Here is a 23,129-nt window from a genome sequence, read left to right on the forward strand (position 1 = left end):
GGCCGCCTCCTCACCCGAGTGCCTGCCCGAGGTCGTCGAGCAGGTCCTGCGTCGTCTCCAGCCCCACGGACAGCCGGACCAGGTCTGAGGGGACCTCCAGCGGGCTGCCCGCGGCGGACGCGTGCGTCATCCGGCCGGGGTGCTCGATCAGCGACTCGACTCCGCCGAGCGACTCGCCCAGGGTGAAGACCCGGGTCCGACCGCACACGGCGACGGCCTCCTCCTCGCCTCCGGCGACCCGGAAGGACACCATCCCGCCGAAGTCGCGCATCTGCCGGGCGGCGACGTCGTGGCCAGGGTGGTCGGCGTGCCCGGGGTAGTGGACGGCGGTGACCTGCGGGTGCGCGTCGAGCAGGTCGACGACGGCGCGGGCGTTGGCGCAGTGCCGGTCCATCCGTACCGCCAGGGTCTTGATGCCGCGCAGCACCAGCCAGGAGTCGAACGGACCGGCGACGGCGCCCTGCGCGTTCTGGTGGTAGGCGAGCAGCTCGGCGAGCTCGGGGTCCGCGGCGACGAGGGCACCGCCGACGACGTCGCTGTGGCCGCCGAGGTACTTGGTGGTCGAGTGGACGACGACGTCGGCGCCGAGGGACAGCGGCTGCTGGAGGTACGGCGACGCGAAGGTGTTGTCCACCACAAGGATCGCGCCGGCCTCGTGGGCGATACCGGCGAGCGCCTCGATGTCCGCGATGCCGAGGAGGGGGTTGGTGGGGGTCTCGACCCACACCACCTTGGTGCGGCCGGACCGGATAGCGGCGCGGACCGCATCGGGGTCGGAGATGGCGGCGGCCGTGTGCTCCAGGCCCCATGGCTCGGCGACGCGGGCGAAGAGGCGGTAGGTGCCGCCGTACGCGTCGTCGGGGATGACGGCGTGGTCGCCGGGGCGGCAGACGGTGCGCAGCAGGGTGTCCTCGGCGGCGAGGCCGCTGGCGAACGCGAGGCCGCGAGCGTCGGGGACGTCCGGGGCCTCCAGCGAGGCGATGCACTCCTCGAGGGCGGTGCGCGTGGGGTTGGCGCTGCGCGAGTACTCGTACCCGCCGCGCAGGCCGCCCACGCCGTCCTGCTTGTAGGTGGAGACCTGGTAGATGGGTGGCACGACCGCCCCGGTGGTGGGGTCGGGGTCCTGCCCGGCGTGGATGGCCCGGGTCTCGATCCCTGCGGACGACCAGTCGTGCCCGTCAGTCATGGGCCGACCTTACGAGGTGCTGACGGCGATCGGTCGGCTGCCCGGCGGTGGAACACCCGGTGGCCGCGTCCGGTTGTGCAGGTCGCAGGAAGGACGGAGGCTTGATGACCATGTGGGACACCCTGTTCGGAGCCGGTCGCAGCGCGAAGAGCCGGATGGTGGCGCCGGAGGAGGCGCTGCCCGGTCGGGCGGTGCGCCCGTTCGCCATCCCGTCGGTGCACGCGGTGCTGGGGACGCCACTGGAAGGGCCGTGGCCGGAGGGGATGAAGCACCTGTACGTCGGCCTCGGCTGCTTCTGGGGGGCGGAGAAGCGGTTCTGGCGGCTGGACGGCGTGTACACGACCGCGGTCGGCTACCAGGGCGGCATGACGCCCAACCCGACGTACGAGGAGGTGTGCACCGGCAGGACCGGGCACGCCGAGAACGTGCTGGTGGTTTACGACCCGGCCCGGCTGTCGACGTACGACGTGCTGAAGGTGTTCTGGGAGAACCACGACCCGACGCAGGGGTACCGCCAGGGCAACGACGTCGGGACGCAGTACCGGTCCGCGCTGTACTGGACCGACGACGAGCAGCGCGAACTGGCGGAGCGGACCCGGGACGCGTACGACGCGGTCCTGCGCGGCCAGGGCTTCGACCCGATCACCACCGAGGTGCTGCCCGCGGAGGGCCGGCCGTTCTACTACGCCGAGGACTACCACCAGCAGTACCTCTACAAGGTGCCGCACGGCTACGACTGCCACGCGCACACCGGCATCGACCTGCCCGCGGTCAGCGAGGTCTGACCGGAAGCCGGCAACCGGCGTGCGCGATCAGTAGGGGACGGCGCCGCCGCCCGGCGGGGGCCGCGGCCGATGCGCGAAGCGTGGGGCCCGTACCCGGGTCTGGCAAGGGATTTCCCGACCGGGTTGGCGGGACGTCGGGGGACGCGGGTCAGCGGAAGTCGTGCCAGATCGCCGCGTACGCCTCCACGACGTCGACGATGCCGACGGCCAGGAGAAGCGCGACAGACAGGCCCGTGGCGACCCACGGGATGCTGGTCGGAGTCCGGCGAGCCCTCGCGCTGAGCAGGGAGCCAAGGCTCGCGGCCAGCGCGACGGCGCAGATCGGCGTGCTGACGACGAACCAGCGCACGGCCCCCCGGGGACCCTCGGGTCCCGGCATCAGCGCGACGACCTGGAGGGCAGCGACACCCCGAGGGCGAGCCTGGACAGCGTCGACGTACGACAGTCCCTGGCAGCTGCGATCGACATGGGGGCGGTCCTCCTCGCGGGTCCGTGCCAGGGTACCTGCGGGAGGGCTTTGCTGATCATTTCGCTTGCGGCGTAACGGATTTCGTGTGTACGGGGTCTTGCGCGGTGTCGGACCGGGCAGGTACACTCGTACACATGTTCGATCCCGTGGTTCCCGGTCCGCGGACCTCGCGCGCGTGGGACGCCGCCCTGCTCGCGCAGGCGGTGACGGTGGGCCCGGGGCCGGTGGCGATCGGGCTGCTGGAGCAGGTCGACCCCGACGAGCTGTGCGGGCATGACCGGGTGGTGTTCCTGACCGCGTGGCAGGCCCAGGCGGCGTGGGTGACCGCGCGGTCGTTCGCCGCGATCCTTCCCGTGGTGGGGCCCCAGCCGGCACGGGATCCCGACCCGGACGACGAGGGCGGCCCGGTGGACCTCGGTCCGTTCGAGTGTGTGGAGGAGGCCCGGCACGCCGAGGTCGCCGCCGCCTGCCGGCTGTCCACCGTCGCGGCGTCGGACCGCATCACCACCGCCCGGTTCCTCGCCGGTCCCGGTGCCCCGGTCGCCGGCATGCTGGAGACCGGGGCGTGGGGGTACGGGCACCTGTCCGCGGTGGTGTCCGAGACCGCCGAGCTGTCCGCGGCCCTCACCGAGCGGGTCGTGCAGACCGTGGTCGCCGAGACGCTGCCCGACGCGGACGGGGTCGCGTCCCGGTACGCGGAGGAGACCCCGGGCCGGCTGCGGCACCGCATCCGCCGCACCATCCTGCGCCTGGACGCCGCCGCCGCCGCGGAACGGGCGAAGAAGAGGCGGCGGGAACGGTCGCTGCGGATCAGCCCGCTGCCGGACTTCCGCGCCAGGATCACCCTGGAGGCCTCCCAGCCGATGGCGTCGTGGGCGTGGCGGCAGTTCGACACCTGGGCCCGCGCACGGCAAGCCACCCTGAAGGACCCGGCCGCGGACCTCACCGTACTGCTCGGCCCCTGCACCTGCCCCATCGAGACCGGCACCGGCACCTCACGGGCGGAATCGGTCGGCACCCTCGCCGCCCTGCGCGGACACCACCGCCGCCAGCCCGAAGGGTCCGGGACCGGTGCCGTCGCCGACCCGAACAGCGAGCGGACGCACCAGCTCGGCTGCCCGCACCACCCCGACACCACCCTGGAAGCGCTACGCGCCGACGCCGTCATCGAAGCCGCCCGCCTACTCATCCGGCACCTCGGCCTGGACACCAGCGACGCCCCGACCACCACCGGGGCGACCATCCCGGCCAGCGGCGCCGCCACCACGGACACCGGGCTCCCCGGCACCGGGACCAGCGGCAACACGGGAGCGAACGAGAGCGACGGAGCCGGGACGGGCGCAGACGCCGGTGCCGGAGCCGGCGCGGCTGCAGGGTCGGCACCTGCCGGTGCCAGCGCGGGAGCCGGGACCGGTGCCGGGCGGGGCAGGTCGTGGTCGTCCGCGGTCGTCATCGTCGACGCCCCGACCTTGCTCGGGCTGGCCGACAACCCCGGCTGGGTCCCCGGCCACGGCTGGGTCCCCGCACCCCTCGCCCGCGAACTGGCGGCCGGCGCGGATACCTGGCGGGCGTTCCTCACCGACCACGGCCGCCTGGTCGCCACCCGCTACCGGCCCAGCGACCGGCTGCGCGAACTGGTCACCGCCCGGGACACCACCTGCACCTTCCCCGGCTGCACCATCCCCTCGGTCCACACCGACCTCGACCACGCGGCCAACTACGACGGCGGCAACACCACCGCCGCGAACCTGCACCCGGCCTGCCGGCGACATCACCGGATCAAGACCCACACCACCTGGTCCGCCGCACCGGATCCGGGCAGCGGGCAGATCAGATGGACCAGCCCCACCGGACACACCTACCCCACACCCCCCGATCCGATCTGGGACACCGGACCCCCGCCGGGCGACGTCAGTCCCGACCTTCCCGCGATCACCCCGGAGAGCGCCGACCCCCAGACCCTCGACGCCGTCGACCCCGCCCGCACCGACCCGCCGGTCAGCGCACTCGAGATCTGGCTCACCGCACACCTCGCCGCCTGATCACCTCGCGCGGTCCGGTGCGACGCGGGACTGATGTCACCCCGTCCCCGCGATCCCACAGTGCCTGACCTTGCGGCGGGCGCTCGCGGCGCACCCACACCCTCTGGCCGGGCGCGGCGACCCAGCCCGAACGTCACTCGGAAGAGTGGGACATGCTCGCCCTGCTCTGGGTGGCCGGCATCGGGGCGATCCCGCCGGCCTTCCTCCCGTGCCCGGCCGCCGGCGTCGACCTGACGGCTCGATCCCTCGCTACCCGGCGAGGTACCCCAGCACGTCCTGCCGCGTGATGATCCCGGCCGGCTTGCCGTCCTCCACCACGATCGCGGCGTCCGACGACTGCAGCGCAGCCACGGCGGTCGCCACCGGCTCCCCCGCACCGATCATCGGCAGCGGCGATGACATGTGCTTGTCCACCGCGTCCGCCAGGTGCGCCCGACCGTCGAACAGCGCGTCCAGCAGGTCCCGCTCCACCACGCTGCCGACCACCTCCGCAGCCATCACCGGGGGCTCGGCCCGCACCACCGGCAGCTGCGACACCCCGTACTCCCGCAGGATGTCGATCGCCTCCCGCACCGTCTCCTGCGGATGGGTGTGCACGAACGGCGGCAGCACCCCGGTCTTGCCGCGCAGCACGTCCCCCACGGTCCGGTCCGGCGAGGTCGCCAGGAACCCGTACGACGCCATCCAGTCGTCGTTGAACACCTTCGACAGGTAGCCGCGGCCGCCGTCCGGCAGCAGCACCACCACCACGTCGTCGGGCCCGGCCTTCTCCGCGACCCGCAGCGCGGCCACTACGGCCATCCCGCACGACCCGCCGACGAGCAGCCCCTCCTCGCGCGCCAGCCGTCGCGTCATCTCGAACGAGTCCTTGTCCGATACCGCGATGATCTCGTCGGCCACGGACGGGTCGTACGTCGACGGCCAGAAGTCCTCGCCCACGCCCTCGACCAGGTACGGCCGCCCGGTGCCGCCGGAGTAGACCGACCCCTCCGGATCCGCCCCGATGATGCGCACCCGACCGTCGGAGACGTCCTTCAGGTACCGCCCGGTCCCTGTGATCGTCCCGCCGGTCCCGACCCCCGCGACGAAGTGGGTGATCCGGCCGTCGGTCTGCGCCCACAGCTCGGGACCGGTCGTCTCGTAGTGCGACCGCGGGTTGTCCGGGTTGGAGTACTGGTCCGGCTTCCACGCCCCCGGGATCTCGCGCGCCAGCCGGTCCGACACCGAGTAGTACGACCGCGGGTCCTCGGGATCGACCGCCGTCGGGCACACCACGACCTCGGCCCCGTACGCCTTCAGCACGTTGCGCTTGTCCTCGGACACCTTGTCCGGGCAGACGAACACGCACCGGTACCCCCGCTGCTGCGCCACCAGCGCCAGCCCCACCCCGGTGTTCCCCGACGTCGGCTCGACGATGGTCCCGCCCGGGCCGAGCAGCCCGGACGCCTCCGCCGTCTCGATCATGCGGGTGGCGATGCGGTCCTTCACCGACCCCCCGGGATTGAGGTACTCCACCTTCGCCAGCACGGTCGCGGGCAGCCCCGCGGCAACCGAGCGGAGCCGGACCAGGGGCGTGTCGCCGATCAGGTCGACGACGGACTCGTACACCTGCACGCAGCGGAGCCTACGGGTCAGCAGCCCCGCCGTCCCCACCCCGCCGATGGCTACCCTGCCCCCATGGCCCGACCGGTCGTCACGCTCGCCCCGGGGGTGCACCGCATCCCGACCCTGGGTGACTACATCAACTCCTTCGCCCTCGTCGACGACGACGGCCAGGTCACCCTGGTCGACACCGGCCTGAAGCGGGCCCCCCGCCGGATCGTGGCTGCGCTCGCCGCCCTCGGGAAGCACCCCTCCGACGTCACCCGCATCGTCCTCACCCACGCGCACCTCGACCACGCGGGCGGCGCGGCGCGCATGGTCGCGGACACCCGAGCCAGCGGCGTGGACGTCCACGAGGACGACGCCGACTACATCCGGACGGGCGCCGCACCCCCGGTCGACCGCTCCTCCACCGCAGGGCGGATCTTCTCCCGCCTGCCGGGCCAGGGCTTCGCGGCCGCCCCTGTCGCGGCGGTCCTCCACGACGGGCAGCTGCTCGACGTCGCCGGCGGCCTGCGCGTCGTGCACACCCCGGGCCACACCCCCGGCCACGTCTCGCTGCTGCACGAGCCGACCGGGGTGCTCGTCACCGGCGACTCGATCTTCAACATGCGCAGCCGGATGACCTGGCCGATGTCCGCCGCGTGCACCTCCATTCGCCAGACCCGCGAGACCGCGGCCCGGCTGGCCGACCTCGAGTACGACGTTGCCGCCTTCACCCACGGCCCGGAGATCCGCGACGGCGCCCGGGAGGCCATCCGGGGCTTCCTGCGCCGACGCGCCACGGGCTGACGGCGGCGGCGGAGCCCCCTCGTGCTGCACCGACGGCAGCTCTCGTACGGCACGGCCGGCCTGCTCGGGTTCTCCGCAGCGGCCGTCGGCGTGCTGGCCGCGCAGGCCGTCGCCGCCCGGCGCACCATCGGACCGCGCCGCACCGTGCCGCCGTACCACGACGGCCGCTACCTGCCCCGCGACGGCGCCCGCGGCGGCACCTCCATCCGGATCGCCGTCCTCGGCGACTCCGGAGCCGCCGGCCTCGGCGTGGACCACGCCGCCGAGACGATGGGGGCCGTCATCGCGCACGGTGTCGCCGACGCGCTGCGGCGCCCGGTCGTCCTCACCAACCACGCCGTCGTCGGCGCCCAGACCAAGGACCTCGACGCGCAGATCGACCGGGCGCTGACCGCCTACCCGCAGGTCGCCGTGATCATGGTGGGGGCCAACGACGTCACCCACCTCGTCCCGGTGGCCCTGTCCGCCCGCCGGCTCGAGGCCGCGGTCGCCCGGCTGCGGGCCGCGGGAGCCCAGGTGGTCATGGGCACCTGCCCCGACCTCGGCACGGTGCGACCCATCTCCCCGCCGCTGCGCCAACTGATGCGCCGCTACTCCCGGCGCCTCGCCGCCCGGCAGGGCGGGGCCACCCTCGCCGCCGGCGGCCGGCCGGTGCTTCTCGGCGACCTGATCGGGCCGGAGTTCGACGCCTATCCCGAGGTCATGTTCTCCGTCGACCGCTTCCACCCGTCGGCCGACGGGTACGCCGCGGCCGCCCAGGCGCTGCTGCCGGAGGTCATCGCGGCACTGCGCCGGGGACCGACCGGCGGCATGCTGCCCGAGGCGTACGTACCACCCGCGCCCCGGTAGCGGCCCGCCTCGGGGCTCACAGCGCCAGCCGCAGCGCGCGGCAGTCCTCCGCCGCCTGCGCGAGAACCCCCCGCACGGTCTCGTCGTCGGCCCGGCCCGCCGCCACCACCAGGTCCGTTCCCGTCACCGCCACCAGGTCGGCGGCCGCGGCGTCCGCCAGCACCGGGACCTCCCGGGCCCGCGCCGGCCGGCCCGCCGCGGCGGCCTCCAGCGCCTCCGCGGCGTCCGCCAGCCGCTGCGCCAGCGCCCGCGCCGCCAGTGCCCGGGACTCGTACGGAGGCAGCGCCGCGGCCAGTCGGGCCAACGGCATCCCGCGCAGCCGGTCGGCCACCCGGGCCACCTCGCGGGCCAGCCGCTCGACCGGGTCGGTCGGGTCCGGGGCGCCCCACATGACGGCGAGGCTAGCGGCGGGGGCCCGAAGTCCCGCGGCGGAGTGACGGACGGGCTATCGCGCCCGCGGGACCGACGGCTACGGTGGGGGCACCCACGGCGACAGGTCGAGAGGAGCCCGCCGATGACACTCCACCACTCCGAAGAGACCCACCGTCAGCTCGTCGACCGAGTACCCGGAGCCACCGGTCGCGAGCTGCAGGAGTGGTTCCGGATCCTCGAGGAGGGCCCCGCGTTCTCGCGCTTCGACGAGCGCGTGCACTGGCTGCAGGACGACTACGCGCTGTCGCACGGCCAGGCGACGGCGATCGTGCACGAGTACGACAAGACCCGCGCCGCCCGCAAGCTGGCCTGACGGATCCCGCAACGACCAGGGCCGCCGCCTCCCGGAGGAGGACGGCGGCCCTGCTGTCGTTCTGCGGCCGGGCGGATGACCCGACCGGGCGGTCAGTGGCGCCCGAAGATCAGTTCCGGCTGAGGATGGACAGCAGCCGCAGGATCTCCAGGTACAGCCAGATCAGCGTGACCAGCAGGCCGAAGGCCATCCGCCACGACTCCCGCTCCGGCAGCCCCATCGCGATGCCCTGCTTGATGGCCTCGAAGTCCAGCGCCAGGCTGAACGAGGCGAGCAGCACGCCGAAGGCGCACAGGATCAGGCCCCAGCCGCTGACCCCGTAGAAGCCCCAGCCGCCGCCGACGCCGAACAGCGCGGCCACCAGCGACGCCAGGCCGATGACGAGGTACGAGACCATCGCCACGATCATGACCTTCACGAACGTGCCGTTCACCCGGATGATCCGGGTGCTGTACAGCAGCAGCATCACGCCGAACGCGGTGAACGTGCCGATCACCGCCTGCTGGACCAGGCCGTAGTAGTCGTTGGCGACGGCCAGCGTGTTGTACCAGTAGCTGATCCCGCCGAGCATCACGCCCTGGACCAGCGAGTACACCAGCACCAGCGCCGGGGACACCGACTTCTTGAACGCGTTCACCAGGCCGAGCACCAGGCCGATCACGGCGGCGCCGATCCAGATGTAAGGCATCGACTCGGCGGTGTTCCAGCCGAAGACCGCGCCGATCACGACCAGGACGAACGCGATCCCGGTCTTCACGATCACGTCGCCGAGGGTCACGCGGGCGCCCGCCTGCGGGCCCGCGACCATCTGGTGCAGCTGGTCGGCGGTCACGGTGTCGCTCACGGCAGCGCCAGAGGTCGCCTGGGCCACCGCGGACCGGCCCTCGTCGTAGGCGAACCCGGCACCGCCCGGGGCGGTGGTGCCCTCCTGGCCGATCCGGGCCAGGATCGGGTTGGTCGTCTGCATCGAGTCGTGCTCCTCGTGGTCGGGGCCGCGAACGTCGCGGCCTCACGTCCAACGGTAACCCACGAACCAGGATTCCCCGATCCGAACAGTCCCGTCAGCCGGTCGAGTGCCCCCGGGGGGATTCGAACCCCCACCACGGGCTGTTTAAGAGCCCTGCCTCTCACCAGTTGGGCTACGGGGGCCCGACTGCTGGACCGTCCGCCCGACGTTGCGCCCACGGTACGTGGGCGTCGTCGCGTGGCAGTTGGGACACAGCAGACGGAGGTTGCGCAGGCGATTATCCCAACGGTCTCCGTTGATGTGATCCAACTCCAAGGGAATGGGTTGCGCCGCCCACCGATCCCGTCCACACATCGCACACGCAGCAGCGAAAACCCCCTCCTCGACCAGTCGGCGGCGAAGCTTGGCCGTGCTCACCAGCCGACCCGCCACCAGGAGCTCGCTCAGCGGTGCGCGGGCCCGAGGCGTGGGTTCATCGCCCAGGTCGTCCACGAGGGCGATGCCCAGGTGGGCCAACTGTCGCCTCAGCCGACGCCGATGCACGACCGTCGGGCGCAGCTCCAGCTCGGCCAGCAGCGCCGACAGGTCGGGGCTGCGGGCCGCGGCCGCGCGAACCGTGTCGTCGGGCCGCAGAGCCGACGGACGCACGCGGAGGTGCTCGGCGTCCAGGCCGAGGCGGGCGATCTCTCGCCGGACCGTCTCGTAGTTGCCGCCGCGCGGCACCAGGCCGAGGGCGGTGCAGACCTCGCGCATCGTGCGGGAGGCGGCGACGGCCTCCCGGAGCTGGTCGTCGGTGTAGCGGCGGCGGGTCACGTCCCGGGACGCTATCGGCGGGGTCGGACGGCAGGCGTCCGCCGTCCACAGGCCCCAGCCCCCCGGCCGCGCCCCGGGCGGTCGACGACCGGGAGGGACCTACAGGTAGGTCTGGCGGGGATGGATCGCGTGCGCGCCGACGACCCGGTCCAGGAACAGGAACCCGTCGAGGTGGTCCAGCTCGTGCTGCAGCGCACGGGCCTCGAAGGCGTCGGTCGCCAGCACGACCTCCTCCCCCGTTCCCGGCAGCCAGCCTCGGACCGTGAGCCGGGTGGCCCGCTTCACGTCCCCGGTGAAGTCCGGGACGGACATGCAGCCCTCCCGGGCCCGCTCGTTGCGCGAGGCGGCCTCGACCCGGGCGTTCACCAGGACGTACTCGCCGTGGGAGATCCGGGTCTTCGGGTGCCGGCTGACGTCGAGGGAGAACACCCGCAGCCCCACCCCCACCTGGTTGGCGGCCAAACCCACGCAGCCCGGTGACACCCGCATGGTGGCGACCAGGTCGGCGGCCAGCTGCGCCACGACCGGGTCGCGGGGGTCCACCTCCGCGCACGGCGTCGACAGCACGGGCTCCGGGGCGCGGACCACGGGCAGGACGCGGCCCGCCGGCAGGTCCGGCATCCGTACCGGGCCGTCGAGGGGAGTGGTCACAGCACGTCCGGGTCGTGCGGGCGCAGGGTCGCGTCGACGCCGAGCTCGTGCGCGACCTCCGTGACCCGGGCCTGGAGCGCGGCGACGTCCACGTCGGCCGGCACGTCCACCTCGGCGAGCAGCACGTACATCCCGCCCGCCAGCCGCGTGGTCAGGTCCGTGACGTTGCCCCCGACGTCGGCGAGCACCCGGGTCAGCCGCGACACGATCCCCGGGCGGTCACCACCGTGGACCGACAGCAGGTACGCGGGCCCGGCCGCGGCCGGGGACGCCTCCTCCACCGGCACCGGCAACACCGACACCACCAGACCCTGGTCGGACAGCGGCGCCAGTCGCGCCGCCACGTCGTCGGCCGGCACGTCCAGGTCGGCGATCAACGTCCAGGCGAAGTGCCCGCGCAGCAACGTCATCGACGAGTCCTCGAGGTTCCCCCCGAGGTCGGCCACGGCACCGGTGACGTCGGCGATGATGCCGGGTCGGTCATGGCCCAGGACGGTGACGGCGAGCAGGCTCATGGCCCCACCCTAGGTGTCGGCCACCCACGCCCCCGCCAGCATCACCCGCCGCACCTGCAGGTCGGGCGACAGCACCACCAGGTCGGCGCGCTGCCCCGCGGCGAGCCGGCCCCGGTCGCCGTCCAGGCCCAGCACCGCGGCGGGGACCGCCGACGCCATCGCGCTGGCCGAGACCGGGTCGACGCCCACGACGTCCACGACGTACCGGAAGGCGGCGTCCATCGTCAGCGTGCTGCCGGCGATGGCCCCGCCGTCGACCAGCCGCGCCACGCCGTCCGTCACGCGCACGGCCAGCGAGCCCAGCCGGAAGTCGCCGTCGCCGACACCGGCCGCGGCCATCGCGTCCGTGATGAGCGCGACCCGCCCCGCCCCGGCGTGCGCGACCGCGAGGTGGACCACGGCCGGGTGCAGGTGCACCCCGTCGCAGATCAGCTCCACCACGCAGCCCGGGTCGTCCAGCAGCGCCGTGACCGGACCGGGGCTGCGGTGCCCCAGCGGCGGCATCGCGTTGAACAGGTGGGTCGCCACCGACGCCCCCGCCTCCCGCGCGGCCCGGACCGTGCCGTAGTCGGCGTCCGTGTGGCCCACCGCCGCTCGCGCACCCGCCGCGACGACGGCGCGTACGGCGTCCAGGCCGCCGCGCAGCTCCGGGGCCAGCGTCACCATCCCCACCGCCCCGGGGGAGGCGCCGAGCAGGGCCTCCACGTCGTGCGGGTCCGGGTCGCGCAGGAACCGCGGGTCGTGCGCCCCGCGTCGGGCCGGGCTCAACCACGGCCCCTCCAGGTGCACCCCGGCTAGGTCACCGTCGGCCACCAGCTCGGCCAGGTCGCGCACCTGCCGCACCAGCTGGTCCACCGGCGCGCTGACCAGCGAGGCCTGCAGCGTCGTCGTGCCGTGCCGCCGGTGGAACGCGATCGCCCGACGGTCCTGCTCCGCCCCCGTCCCGAACGTCGCGCCGCCGCCCCCGTGCACGTGGATGTCGACGAACCCGGCCACCACCATGGCGTCGCCGAGATCGACCGCGGGGCCGATCACGCCGGCCTCGTCGGTGGGCGGGCCCTCGCCCACGGCCACGATCCGGTCGTCCTCGACCGCGACCCAGCCGCGGGACAGCACCCGGTCCGGCGCGACCACGCGGTCGGCGCGCAGCAGCGTGCTCACCAGGTCTCCGTCACCTTGCGCAGCCCGCGGGGGGCGTCCGGGTCGTGCCCCCGGGCCACCGCCATCCGCAGCGCGAGCTGCTGCAGCGGCAGGATCTGCAGCACCGGCCCGAGCTCCTCCGGCGCACCCGCCGCGACCGGCAGCCAGCCGTCCGCCCAGGGAGCCGCCGCCGGGTCGCCGACGAGCGTGACGTCCGCGCCGCGCTCGCGCAGCCGCTCCAGCACCGGGACGAGCGCGTCGCCACCCACGCCACCCGGCGCCACCACGATGACCGGCCGGTCCTCGTCGATCATCGCGAACGGCCCGTGCAGGAGGTCCGCGCCGGAGAAGGCGTGCGCCGAGACGTACGACGTCTCCATCAGCTTCAGCGCGGCCTCACGCGCGGTCGGGTACGCGTACCCGCGTCCCGTCGTCACCAGCCGCTCGACGAAGCGGAACCGCGGGGCGACCTGCGCCGCCGCGCCCGAGCCCAGCGTCTGCTCGGCCAGCTCCGGCAGGTCCCGGGCCGCGTCGCCGGAACCACCCCGCCAGGCGTCCACCAGCAGCCACAACGCGAGCAGCTGCCCGGTGTAGGACTTGGTCGCCGCCACCGCCCGCTCCGGTCCGGAGCGGGTGTCGACGTGCAGCCGGGCCGCCGAGGCCAGCGGGGACCCGGGCGCGTTCGTCACGGCCACGGTGAGCGCTCCGCACTCCGCCGCCACGCGGGTCGAGTCCACCAGGTCCGGCGACCCGCCCGACTGGCTCACGGTCAGCCACAGCACCCCGTCCATCCGCGGCCGCGCACCGTACGCGGTCAGCGTCGACGGGGATGCTAGGCCGGCGGGCAGGCCCAAGGTGATCTCGACCAGGTACTTCGCGTACAGGGCCGCGTGGTCGCTGGTGCCGCGCGCCGCCAGCAGCACGAACCGCGGCTGCGCGTCCCGGACCGCGGCCGCCACGGCAGCCACTTCCGCGCGCCCCTCGTCCAGAAGTCGCTGCAGGGCCGCCGGCTGCTCGGCGACCTCGGCGGCCATCAGCTGGCCGCGCTCGTCGCTCATGACCGGCCCGCCGGCGCGTCGCTCGCAGCCACCGACGGTTCCTCGTCCGGCCACCGGCCACCGTTGGTCCAGTAGTGCTGGATCGCGTCGACGTCACGGCCCTTGGTCTCCGGCGCGAACCGAAACACGAACAGCCAGGCGAGGACCGCGAAGAACGCGAACAGCCCGAACGATCCCGCGCCGCCGAGCGTCCCCATCACGGTGAGGAAGAACTGGGCGATGATCAGGTTCGCGACCAGGTCCGCGGTGAGCATCGCCGACGCGCCATAGGCACGAAGCCGGGCGGGGAACGCCTCGCCGGCGTACACCCAGACCAGCGAGCCGAAGCCGAACACGAACCCGACGTTGATCAGGGCCAGGCCGGCGAACCCGAGCGCGATCGTGAACCCGCCGAACTCCCCGTCGCCGACGATGAGGAACGTCACGACGAGCATCAGCTGCGCCACGATCATGATGCCGATGCCGGTGAGCAGGATGGGCCGGCGGCCGATCCGGTCGATGAGCGTCAGCGACGTGATGACCGCGACCAGGGCGATCAGCTGCACCAGTCCGGCCATCAGCAGCTTCTGCTCGTCGGACTCCACGCCCATCGCCTCGAAGATCCGCGGCCCGTACGTCACCGTGGCGTTGATCCCGGTGATCTGGATGAAGAAGCCCAGCACCACGACGAAGACCGTCGCCCGCAGGTACGGCTTGCGCAGCATCTGGCCCCACGCGCCACCCGTCTCCTCCGAGAGGGCCGACCGCATCTCGGCGATCTCGGCGTCGTGGTCCGCGTCCGGGTCGACCCGCTGCAGCAGCGCGCGGGCCTCGTCCCAGCGCCCCTTCATCGCGTACCAGCGCGGGGTGTCCGGCAGTCGCAGGACGAACGGCAGCAGGACCAGCGCCGGCACGGCCGCGACCCCGAGCATCAGCCGCCAGTTGCCCGTGCCGAACACGTCGGCGGAGGAGCTGAACTCGGTGCCCGAGCCGACGAGCGTCAGGGCCACCAGGTAGCCGAGCAGGACCCCGACGACCGTGACCACCTGGTAGAGCACCAGCATCGCGCCGCGGATCCCGGCCGGCACCGACTCCGCGACGAACACGGGCACGACGACGATGGAGATGCCGACGGCGAAGCCGAGCAGCACCCGGGCGGCGAACAGCTGACCGGCGTTCTGCGCCAAGGCGGACAGGACGCAGCCGAACACGTAGCCGACCGTCACCAGGATCACCGACAGGCGCCGGCCGATCTTGTTGGCCACCCAGCCGCCGACGACGGCGCCGGCCAGCTCACCCCACACGATCCCCGCGGTGACGTACTCCACCTGGCTGGAGCTGAGCCCCAGGTCGCGTTCGAAGAACAACTGGGCGCCGCCGACGTTCGACTGGTCGTAGCCGTACAGGATGCCCAGGGTCGCGGCGGTGCCCGCGACGACCAGCGCCTGCCGGCTGATCCGGCGGCCACCCCGAGTGCGGGTCGTGGTCATGCCGTCAGCGTGGCACCGACGGCACCGCCGATGCGCGCTGGCGTCAGGCCACCCGCGGAGCCCCCGAGGACTCTGTCGTCGGCCTGCCCTCCGAGGCCACGGACGTGAACTCGCGGAACGGGTCGTGCATGCCCCACAGCGAGGTGATGTCGCGCTGGAAGAAGAACGCCAGCGTCCAGTCCGCGACGACCGCGACCTTGCGCTGGAGGGTCGGCACCCGGCTCATGTGGTAGGTCCGGTGCATGAACCACGCGGGGAACCCGCGCAGCTTCACCCCGTAGACCTGCGCGACGCCCTTGTACAGGCCGAGCGACGCGACCGAACCGGCGTAGCGGTGCTCGTACTGCCGCGGTTCCTCACCCCGCAGCGCCGCAACGATGTTGTCCCCCAGCACCTTCGCCTGCCGGACCGCGTGCTGCGCGGAGGGCGAGCAGAACTGCCCGGGGTTCGTCAGGTCCGGCACGGCGGTGCAGTCGCCCGCGCCCCAGGCGTCGTCGACACCGTCGACCGCGAGCGTCGCCCTGCAGCGCAGCCGGCCCCGCTCGTCCAGGGGCAGGTCCGTGCTCGCCAGAAGCGGGTTGGGCTTGACCCCGGCCGTCCACACCACGGTGTCGGACAGCATCCGGGTGCCGTCGCTGAGGACGACCTCGCCGTCGACCGTCGACTCCAGCCGCGTGCTCAGCCGCACGTCGATGCCGCGCTCGCGCAACTGGGCCAGTGCGTAGCGACCCATGTCCTCGCCGACCTCGGGCAGGATCCGGTCGCTGGCCTCGACCAGGACCCAGCGCATCTCCTCCGGGCTGATGTTCGGGTAGAACCGGCAGGCGTAGCGGGCCATGTCCTCCAGCTCGGCGAGTGCCTCCGTCCCGGCGTAGCCCCCGCCGACGACCACGAAGGTCAGGTTGCGCTCCCGCACGCGCGGGTCCCGCGCCGAGTCGGCCACGTCGAGGCACTCCAGCACCCGGTTGCGCAGCTGGATGGCCTCCTCGACGGTCTTGAACCCGGTGGCCCACTCGGCCAGCCCGGGCACCGGCAGCGTGCGCGACACCGACCCGGCAGCCATCACGAGGATGTCGTAGGGCAGGTCGTACGGCTCGCCCTCCAGCGGCTCGACGGTCGCGACCCGGCGCTCGTGGTCCACAGAGGTGACGTAGCCGGACAGCACCCGGGCGCCGCGCAGCACCTTGCGCAGCGGGACGACGGTGTGGCGGGGCTGGATCGAGCCCGCTCCCGCCTCCGGCAGGAACGGCTGGTACGTCATGTAGGAGCGGGGGTCGACGACGGTCACCGTCGCCTCCCCCGCGCGCAGCCGGCGCAGCAGCCGCAGGGCGGTGTACATGCCGACGTAGCCGCCCCCGACGACCAGGATGTGCGGCGAGCGCGTGGACACGGGCGTGGGCTCGGTAGCCACGGGAACCTCCGGGATCGGGAGCGGCCTCCTCGCCGCTCCGGACAACCACGCTAGGTCCGCTCGTGGCGAACCGCACCCGACGAAGCGGAAACCCGCGCGTGACAAACCTGACACGTCGGAGCGCGGCGGTGCGCAAGGATGGCGGGGCGCGGCCGGACGATGGGTCCTGGCCCGGGAAGGACGACGATGCAGGTCTGGCCGGGATCGGCCTACCCGTTGGGAGCCACGTACGACGGCAGCGGCACCAACTTCGCCCTCTTCTCCTCGGTGGCCTGGGCGGTCGAGCTGTGCCTGTTCGACGCGGACGGCACCGAGACCCGGGTGGAGATCGCCGAACGGGACGCGGACGTCTGGCACGTCTACCTGCCGGGGATCCTGCCCGGGCAGCGCTACGGCTACCGCGTGCACGGGCCGTACGACCCGCACTCCGGCCAGCGGTGCAACCCGGCGAAGGTGCTGCTGGACCCGTACGCCAAGGCGGTCGAGGGCGACGTCGACTGGGACGAGGCCTGCTTCGGCTACCTGTGGGCCGACCACGACCAGGCCAACTACCTGGACTCGGCACCGCACGTGCCGAAGGCCGTCGTCATCAACCCGTACTTCGACTGGGCCGACGACCGCCCGCCGCGCACGCCGTACCACGAGTCCGTCATCTACGAGGCGCACGTCAAGGGCCTCACCATGCGTCACCCCGACATCCCGCCGGAGATCCGCGGCACCTACGCCGCGGTGGCGCACCCGGCGATGCTGGAGCACTACCGGCGCATCGGGGTGACGGCGATCGAGCTGATGCCGGTGCACCAGTTCCTGCAGGACCACCACCTCACCGAGCGGGGCCTGTCCAACTACTGGGGCTACAACACGCTGGCGTTCCTCGCGCCGCACGCCGCCTACAGCTCCAGCGGCACCGACGGCCAGCAGGTCGCCGAGTTCAAGTCGATGGTGCGTGACCTGCACCGCGCCGGGCTCGAGGTCATCCTCGACGTCGTCTACAACCACACCGCCGAGGGCAACCACCTCGGACCCACGCTGACGTTGCGGGGCATCGACAACGCGGCCTACTACCGGCTCGTCCCGGAGGACCCGCGGCACTACTACGACACCACCGGCACCGGTAACTCGCTGCTGATGCGCAGCCCGCACGTGCTCCAGCTGATCATGGACTCGATGCGCTACTGGGTGACCGAGATGCACGTGGACGGCTTCCGCTTCGACCTCGCCGCCACGCTCGCCCGCCAGTTCCACGAGGTGGACCGGCTCAGCGCCTTCTTCGACCTCGTGCAGCAGGACCCGATCGTCTCGCAGGTCAAGCTGATCGCGGAGCCGTGGGACCTCGGCGAGGGCGGCTACCAGGTGGGCGGCTTCCCGCCGCTGTGGACGGAGTGGAACGGCCGCTACCGCGACACCGTCCGCGACTTCTGGCGCGGCGAGCCGTCGACGATGCCCGAGTTCGCATCCCGGCTGACCGGCTCGTCCGACCTGTACGAGAGCAGCGGGCGCCGGCCGATCGCGTCCATCAACTTCGTCACCGCGCACGACGGCTTCACCCTGCGGGACCTGGTGTCCTACAACGAGAAGCACAACGTGGCCAACGGTGAGGACAACAACGACGGCGAGAGCCACAACCGATCCTGGAACTGCGGGTTCGAGGGTCCGACCCGGCGGGTCGCGGTGAACCAGCTGCGCGCCCGGCAGCAGCGCAACTTCCTGGCCACCCTGTTCCTCAGCCAGGGCGTGCCGATGCTCCTGCACGGTGACGAGCTCGGGCGGACCCAGCGGGGCAACAACAACGTCTACTGCCAGGACAACGAGATCTCCTGGGTCGACTGGAAGCCGACTCGCGACAGCGAGAGCCTGCTCGAGTTCACCGAGCGGATCGCGCGGCTGCGCCGCAAGAACCCGGTGTTCCGTCGGCGCCGCTTCTTCCAGGGCCACAACCTGCGCGGCACCTCCGACGAGCACGAGATCGCCTGGTTCCGGCCCGACGGCGAGGAGATGGACGAGTCGGACTGGACCAACGGGTTCGCCCGCACGCTGGGGGTGTTCCTCAACGGCGAGGCGCTCGACGACGTCGACGAGCGCGGTCAGCCGGTGGTCGGGGACTCGTTCCTGCTGCTGATGAACGCCCACTCCGAGCCGATGGACTTCACCCTGCCCGGGGCCCCGTTCGGTGAGGACTGGCTGGTGGAGATCGACACGTCGGCGCTCACCGGCGGTCCCACGCCGCGCGACCGGGTGGGCGGGACGGTGGAGGCCGGGCACAGCCTCCCGATCGCGAGCCACAGCACCGTGGTGCTCCGACGGGTGCCCTGACACACGCCGCTGCTGTCGGGCGGACCCGTAGGGTTGATCGGGATGGCCCCCCTGTCGACGTACCGCATCCAGCTCACGCCCGCGCACGGGTTCGGCTCGCTCGAGCAGCGCGCCGACTACCTGCGCGACCTCGGTGTCGGGCACGCGTACCTGTCCCCCGTCCTGCAGGCCACCCCCGGGTCGACGCACGGCTACGACGTCGTCGACCACGGCCACGTCAGCTACGAGCTCGGCGGTGAGCCGGAGCTCCTGCGGGCCGCAGCAGCCCTGGCCGACCGGGGCATCGGTGTCGTCGTCGACGTCGTGCCCAACCACATGGCGCTGCCGGTGCCGGAGCACCTGAACGCCGCCTTCTGGTCGGTCCTGCGCGACGGCGGCGAGTCACCCTCCGCCGAGTGGTTCGACATCGACTGGACCCTGGACCAGCCGGTCCTGATCCCGGTCCTGGGGCGCCGGATCGGGGAGTGCCTCGACGCCGGCGAGATCACCCTGGAGCGCCAGGGCGGCCCGGATGGGCTGCCGGTCGTGCGCTACTACGAGCACGTCCTGCCGGTCCGGCCTGGCACCGAGGACCTGCCGCTGGAGGACCTGCTGGCGGCGCAGCACTACCGGCTGGCGTACTGGCGGGCGGCCGGGGAGGAGCTGAACTACCGGCGCTTCTTCGACGTCGACACCCTGCTCGGCTTCCGGGTCGAGCAGGAGGAGGTCTTCGACGCCAGCCACGGCGTGCTGCTGCGACTGGTCCGCGACGGGGTGGTCAGCGGGTTGCGCATCGACCACCCCGACGGTCTCGCCGACCCGCGGGGCTACCTGCGCCGCCTCAGCGCGGCGACCGGCGGTGCGTGGGTGGTCGTGGAGAAGATCCTCGAGGGCGACGAGGAGCTGCCGCCGGACTGGGAGTGCGCGGGGACCACGGGATACGAAGCGCTGCAACGGGTGTGCGGGCTGTTCGTCGACCCGGACGGCGGCCCGGTCCTGACGGGGGCACTGGCCGCCCTGGCCCCGGCCGGCGACCCCGCCACGCTGCCGTGGGAGGCGGCACAGGAGCAGGCCCGCCGGGACGTGCTCGGGGGCATCCTCGCGGCCGAGGTGGACCGGTTGGCGGCGGTGGCGTACGACGTGTGCCAGTCGTCGGTGCGGCTGCGGGACTTCTCACGCCGCGGTCTGACCGAGGCGCTGGTCGAGCTGCTGGCGGCGGTCCCGGTCTACCGGGCCTACGTGGTGCCCGGCGAGGAGCCGCCCGAGGAGTCGGTGCGGGTCGTCGACGGGACGGCCGAGGTCGCCACCTCCCGGCTGCCGGCACGTGCCGCGGAGATCGCGCTGCTGCGCGACCTGGCCCTGGGTCGGCTCGGCCGCGGCGAGCGGCGGGACGAGTTCTGCCTGCGGTTCCAGCAGACGACCGGCCCCGCGGTGGCGAAGGGCGTGGAGGACACCGCGTTCTACCGCTGGTTCCCGCTGTCCGCGCTGGACGAGGTCGGCGGCGAGCCGGCCCGGTTCGGCTTCTCCGCCGAGGAGGTCCACACGTGGGCGGCCCGCCGGCAGCAGCGCTGGCCCGACGCGATGACCGCGCTGTCGACCCACGACACCAAGCGCAGCGAGGACGTGCGCGCGCGGCTCGCCGCCCTGAGCGAGCGGCCGGACCTGTGGGTGGAGGCGATCCGGCACTGGCGCGACATCAGCGGCGGGCTGACCGCGCCGGACGGCACCGTCGACGGGGCGACCGGCTGGCTGCTGTGGCAGACCCTGGTCGGGGCGTGGCCGATCGACGCCGAGCGGCTGTCGGCCTACCTGGTCAAGGCCACCCGCGAGGCGAAGCTGCGGACCTCGTGGACGGCGCCGGACGAGGAGTACGAACGGCACCTGGTCGAGTCGGTGCACCGGCTGGTCAGCGACGAGCAGGTGGCGGCGAGGGCGCGCGACGTGGTGGCGGCACTGCACCCCGGCTTCGTCGGCAACGTGCTCGGTCAGCGGGCCGTGCAGCTGCTGCTGCCCGGGGTCCCGGACGTCTACCAGGGCTGCGAGACGGTGAGCCTGCGGCTGGTCGACCCCGACAACCGGGTGCAGCCGGACCAGGACCACCTCGACGCCTTGCTACGGCGGTCCCTGGCGGAGAGCCCCGACCCGTACCGGGACCTGGACGCCGCCAAGATGCGGCTCACCGCGCTGGGGCTCCGGCTCCGACGGGACCGCCCCGGGCAGGTGGGCGCCCGGGGGTCGTACCAGCCGTTGGCCTTCACCGGACCCGCCGCCACGCACGGTTTCGGCTTCGCGCGGGGCGACGACCTGGCGGTCACGGTGACCCGGTTCTCGTTGCGGCTGAACGACTCCGGGGGCTGGCAGGACACCGTCTGCCTACTTCCCGACGGCACCTGGCGGGACCTGCTCACCGGAGCGACCCACCACGCCGCCGGTCCGGGCGGCCTGCGCGTGTCGGCGCTGCACGCGCGTTGGCCGGTGACGCTGCTGGTACGGCAGCCGTGACCTCCGGGATCCCCGTCCTCGGGGGCCTTCCGCTGCGGGTGTGGGCGCCGTACGCGCATACCGTGCGGGCGCTGGTCACCGGGGCCCCCGCGGAGACGCTGGTCGCGATCGAGGACCGTCCCGGCTGGTTCGCCGGCGGGGCCGGCTGGTGGCGCTCCGGCGCGGAGTACCTGCTGGAGCTGGACGGCCGTACCCTGCCGGACCCGCGCGCGCGGCACCTGCCGCAGGGGGTGCACGGGGTGGCGCGGGTGGTGGACCCGGCCGGGTTCGCGTGGACGGACGGGGACTGGCGCGGGCGCGACCTGGCCGCGGGCGCGGTCGTGTACGAGATGCACGTGGGGACCGCGACCGAGGCCGGCACGCTGGACGCGGCGGTCGGGCTGCTGGACCACCTGGTGGACCTGGGCGTCACGCACGTGGAGTTGCTGCCGTTGGCCGCGTTCGACGGCACCCACGGCTGGGGCTACGACGGGGTGGCGCTCGACGCAGTGCATGCCGCCTACGGGGGGCCGGAGGCACTTGTCCGGTTCGTCGACGAGGCGCACCGTCGGGGGCTGGCCGTGCTGCTGGACGTGGTCCACAACCACCTGGGGCCCAGCGGGAACTACTGGGGCGAGTTCGGGCCCTTCTTCACCACCGCGCACACGACGCCCTGGGGGCCCGCGCTCAACCTGGACGACCGCGGGTCGGACGACGTGCGCGCGATCCTGGTCGACTCGGCCTGCGCCTGGCTTCGCGACTACCACCTCGACGGTCTGCGGCTGGACGCGGTGCACGAGCTGCGCGACCACCGGGCGATGACGTTCCTGGAGGAGCTGGCCCGGGCCGTCCGCGCCCTGGCGGACGAGGTGGGACGGCCGCTGGCGATCGTCGCCGAGTCCGACCGCAACGACGTACGCACCGTGACCTCCTGCGACGACGGCGGGCTGGGCATGACCGCGCAGTGGGACGACGACGTGCACCACGCACTGCACTGGCTGCTCACCGGCGAGACCGCCGGTTACTACGCCGACTTCGGCTCCTGCGAGGCGGCAGCGCACGCGCTGGAGCACGGCTTCCTGCACGACGGCCGGTGGTCGACCTTCCGCGGCCGCAGCCACGGCCGCCCGGTGGACTGGACGCGCACCGAGCCCTGGCGGATGGTGGTCGCGCTGCAGACGCACGACCAGGTGGGCAACCGGGCCGCCGGGGACCGACTGGTGGCCCTGTGCGGGCCGGACCGCGCGGCCGCGGGCGCCGCGCTGCTGCTCACGCTGCCGTATACGCCGATGCTGTTCATGGGCGAGGAGTGGGGGGCCTCGACGCCCTGGTGCTTCTTCTCCTCGTTCCCCGGCGCGGACCTGGCCCGCGCGGTCACCGAGGGCCGGCGCCGGGAGTTCGCGGACCACGGCTGGGACCCCGAGTCCGTGCCCGACCCGCAGGACCCGCAGACCCGGGAGCGGTCGGTGCTGCGCCAGGGCGAGGCCGGGACGTCGTGGCACGCAGACCTGCTGCGCTGGTACCGGGACCTGGTGGCGCTGCGCGGGGAGCCCGGCGGCCCGGGTCCGGCGAGCGCGTCGACAGACTCGCCCACTGCGCCCGGAGGCGCGGGCACCGCGGGCGGGGTGCGCTGCGACTGGCGGGCCGGCGACGACGGACGGCCGCGCTGGTTCGCCACGCACCGGGGACCGTGGTCCACCGTGGCCAACCTGTCCGACGACGCCGTCACCGTGCCCGTGGCGGGAGCCCACCAGGTCGCCCTCGCCTGGCCGGGGGCCGCGGCGGCCACCGTGACCGGGGACGAGGTGCGACTCGAGCCGGGGGCCAGCGCCGTCGTCCGGAAGTCCGCGCGCTGACCGGCG

General features: G+C 73.5%; 19 protein-coding genes and 1 tRNA gene. 8 read left to right on the top strand and 12 right to left on the bottom strand.

Annotated features, from left to right (window positions below; all coding sequences use genetic code 11):
* Window positions 1-10: 10 nt before the first annotated feature.
* Window positions 11-1,186 carry a cystathionine gamma-synthase gene (locus R2737_03240; GenBank protein MEZ5115263.1) on the bottom strand — a complete coding sequence of 392 codons (1,176 nt, stop codon included), beginning with the start codon at window positions 1,184-1,186 and terminating at the stop codon, window positions 11-13.
* Between the two features lie 110 nt (window positions 1,187-1,296).
* Between R2737_03240 and msrA the strand changes: the two genes are divergently transcribed.
* The gene (msrA, locus tag R2737_03245; GenBank protein MEZ5115264.1) at window positions 1,297-1,971 is read left to right on the top strand and encodes a peptide-methionine (S)-S-oxide reductase MsrA; all 675 of its coding nucleotides are present in this window, start codon (window positions 1,297-1,299) and stop codon (window positions 1,969-1,971) included.
* 148 nt (window positions 1,972-2,119) lie between these two features.
* Here msrA and R2737_03250 read toward each other — a convergent pair whose 3' ends face one another.
* Window positions 2,120-2,320 (bottom strand): hypothetical protein, encoded by a 201-nt coding sequence (locus R2737_03250; GenBank protein MEZ5115265.1) that lies wholly within the window; start codon window positions 2,318-2,320, stop codon window positions 2,120-2,122.
* 254 nt (window positions 2,321-2,574) lie between these two features.
* On the opposite strand from R2737_03250, the gene R2737_03255 reads away from it, so the two are divergent.
* The gene (locus R2737_03255) at window positions 2,575-4,482 is read left to right on the top strand and encodes an HNH endonuclease signature motif containing protein (GenBank protein MEZ5115266.1); all 1,908 of its coding nucleotides are present in this window, start codon (window positions 2,575-2,577) and stop codon (window positions 4,480-4,482) included.
* A gap of 249 nt (window positions 4,483-4,731) precedes the next feature.
* On the opposite strand, the gene R2737_03260 is transcribed toward R2737_03255, so the two are convergent.
* On the bottom strand, window positions 4,732-6,096 hold the full coding sequence (locus R2737_03260; GenBank protein ID MEZ5115267.1) for a cystathionine beta-synthase: 1,365 nt from the start codon (window positions 6,094-6,096) through the stop codon (window positions 4,732-4,734).
* Window positions 6,097-6,159: 63 nt separating this feature from the next.
* Here R2737_03260 and R2737_03265 point away from each other — a divergent pair, with 63 nt between their 5' ends.
* Window positions 6,160-6,876 (top strand): MBL fold metallo-hydrolase, encoded by a 717-nt coding sequence (locus R2737_03265; GenBank protein MEZ5115268.1) that lies wholly within the window; start codon window positions 6,160-6,162, stop codon window positions 6,874-6,876.
* 21 nt (window positions 6,877-6,897) lie between these two features.
* On the top strand, window positions 6,898-7,725 hold the full coding sequence (locus R2737_03270; GenBank protein MEZ5115269.1) for an SGNH/GDSL hydrolase family protein: 828 nt from the start codon (window positions 6,898-6,900) through the stop codon (window positions 7,723-7,725).
* Between the two features lie 16 nt (window positions 7,726-7,741).
* On the opposite strand, the gene R2737_03275 is transcribed toward R2737_03270, so the two are convergent.
* Complete coding sequence (locus R2737_03275) at window positions 7,742-8,116, bottom strand: hypothetical protein (protein ID MEZ5115270.1); 375 nt, start codon at window positions 8,114-8,116, stop codon at window positions 7,742-7,744.
* 123 nt (window positions 8,117-8,239) lie between these two features.
* Between R2737_03275 and R2737_03280 the strand changes: the two genes are divergently transcribed.
* Window positions 8,240-8,470, top strand: a complete 231-nt coding sequence (locus R2737_03280; protein ID MEZ5115271.1) for a DUF4287 domain-containing protein — start codon at window positions 8,240-8,242, stop codon at window positions 8,468-8,470.
* 109 nt (window positions 8,471-8,579) lie between these two features.
* Here R2737_03280 and R2737_03285 read toward each other — a convergent pair whose 3' ends face one another.
* The 8 genes from R2737_03285 to R2737_03320 all read right to left on the bottom strand — a co-directional run bounded on the left by R2737_03285 (window position 8,580) and on the right by R2737_03320 (window position 16,473).
* Window positions 8,580-9,437: a Bax inhibitor-1/YccA family protein gene (locus tag R2737_03285; protein MEZ5115272.1), complete on the bottom strand. Its 858-nt coding sequence runs from the start codon at window positions 9,435-9,437 to the stop codon at window positions 8,580-8,582.
* A gap of 107 nt (window positions 9,438-9,544) precedes the next feature.
* Window positions 9,545-9,619 (bottom strand) — tRNA-Leu (locus R2737_03290).
* Window positions 9,620-10,349: 730 nt separating this feature from the next.
* A complete protein-coding gene (locus tag R2737_03295) occupies window positions 10,350-10,901 on the bottom strand; it encodes a peptide deformylase (protein MEZ5115273.1) in 552 nt (183 codons plus the stop codon).
* Window positions 10,898-11,416 (bottom strand): ACT domain-containing protein, encoded by a 519-nt coding sequence (locus tag R2737_03300; protein MEZ5115274.1) that lies wholly within the window; start codon window positions 11,414-11,416, stop codon window positions 10,898-10,900. Before R2737_03300 ends, R2737_03295 begins: the two co-directional genes overlap by 4 nt.
* 9 nt (window positions 11,417-11,425) lie before the next feature.
* Window positions 11,426-12,577 (bottom strand): N-acetylglucosamine-6-phosphate deacetylase, encoded by a 1,152-nt coding sequence (gene nagA / locus R2737_03305; protein ID MEZ5115275.1) that lies wholly within the window; start codon window positions 12,575-12,577, stop codon window positions 11,426-11,428.
* The gene (locus R2737_03310) at window positions 12,574-13,614 is read right to left on the bottom strand and encodes an SIS domain-containing protein (GenBank protein ID MEZ5115276.1); all 1,041 of its coding nucleotides are present in this window, start codon (window positions 13,612-13,614) and stop codon (window positions 12,574-12,576) included. Before R2737_03310 ends, nagA begins: the two co-directional genes overlap by 4 nt.
* Window positions 13,611-15,083, bottom strand: coding sequence for a sugar porter family MFS transporter (locus R2737_03315; protein ID MEZ5115277.1), 1,473 nt, complete (start codon window positions 15,081-15,083; stop codon window positions 13,611-13,613). Before R2737_03315 ends, R2737_03310 begins: the two co-directional genes overlap by 4 nt.
* A gap of 43 nt (window positions 15,084-15,126) precedes the next feature.
* Window positions 15,127-16,473, bottom strand: a complete 1,347-nt coding sequence (locus R2737_03320) for an NAD(P)/FAD-dependent oxidoreductase (protein ID MEZ5115278.1) — start codon at window positions 16,471-16,473, stop codon at window positions 15,127-15,129.
* Window positions 16,474-16,680: 207 nt separating this feature from the next.
* Here R2737_03320 and glgX point away from each other — a divergent pair, with 207 nt between their 5' ends.
* From glgX to treZ, 3 genes are read left to right on the top strand one after another with little or no spacing between them, the layout of a single operon-like run.
* Entirely contained in the window at window positions 16,681-18,807 is a 2,127-nt protein-coding gene (gene glgX, locus R2737_03325; protein MEZ5115279.1) for a glycogen debranching protein GlgX, read from the top strand.
* Window positions 18,808-18,849: 42 nt separating this feature from the next.
* A complete protein-coding gene (gene treY, locus R2737_03330) occupies window positions 18,850-21,288 on the top strand; it encodes a malto-oligosyltrehalose synthase (protein MEZ5115280.1) in 2,439 nt (812 codons plus the stop codon).
* A complete protein-coding gene (treZ, locus tag R2737_03335; protein MEZ5115281.1) occupies window positions 21,285-23,123 on the top strand; it encodes a malto-oligosyltrehalose trehalohydrolase in 1,839 nt (612 codons plus the stop codon). Before treY ends, treZ begins: the two co-directional genes overlap by 4 nt.
* Window positions 23,124-23,129 lie beyond the last annotated feature (6 nt).

The sequence above is a fragment of the Candidatus Nanopelagicales bacterium genome (genome assembly GCA_041393815.1).
Taxonomy (GTDB): domain Bacteria; phylum Actinomycetota; class Actinomycetes; order S36-B12; family JAWKJK01; genus JAWKJK01.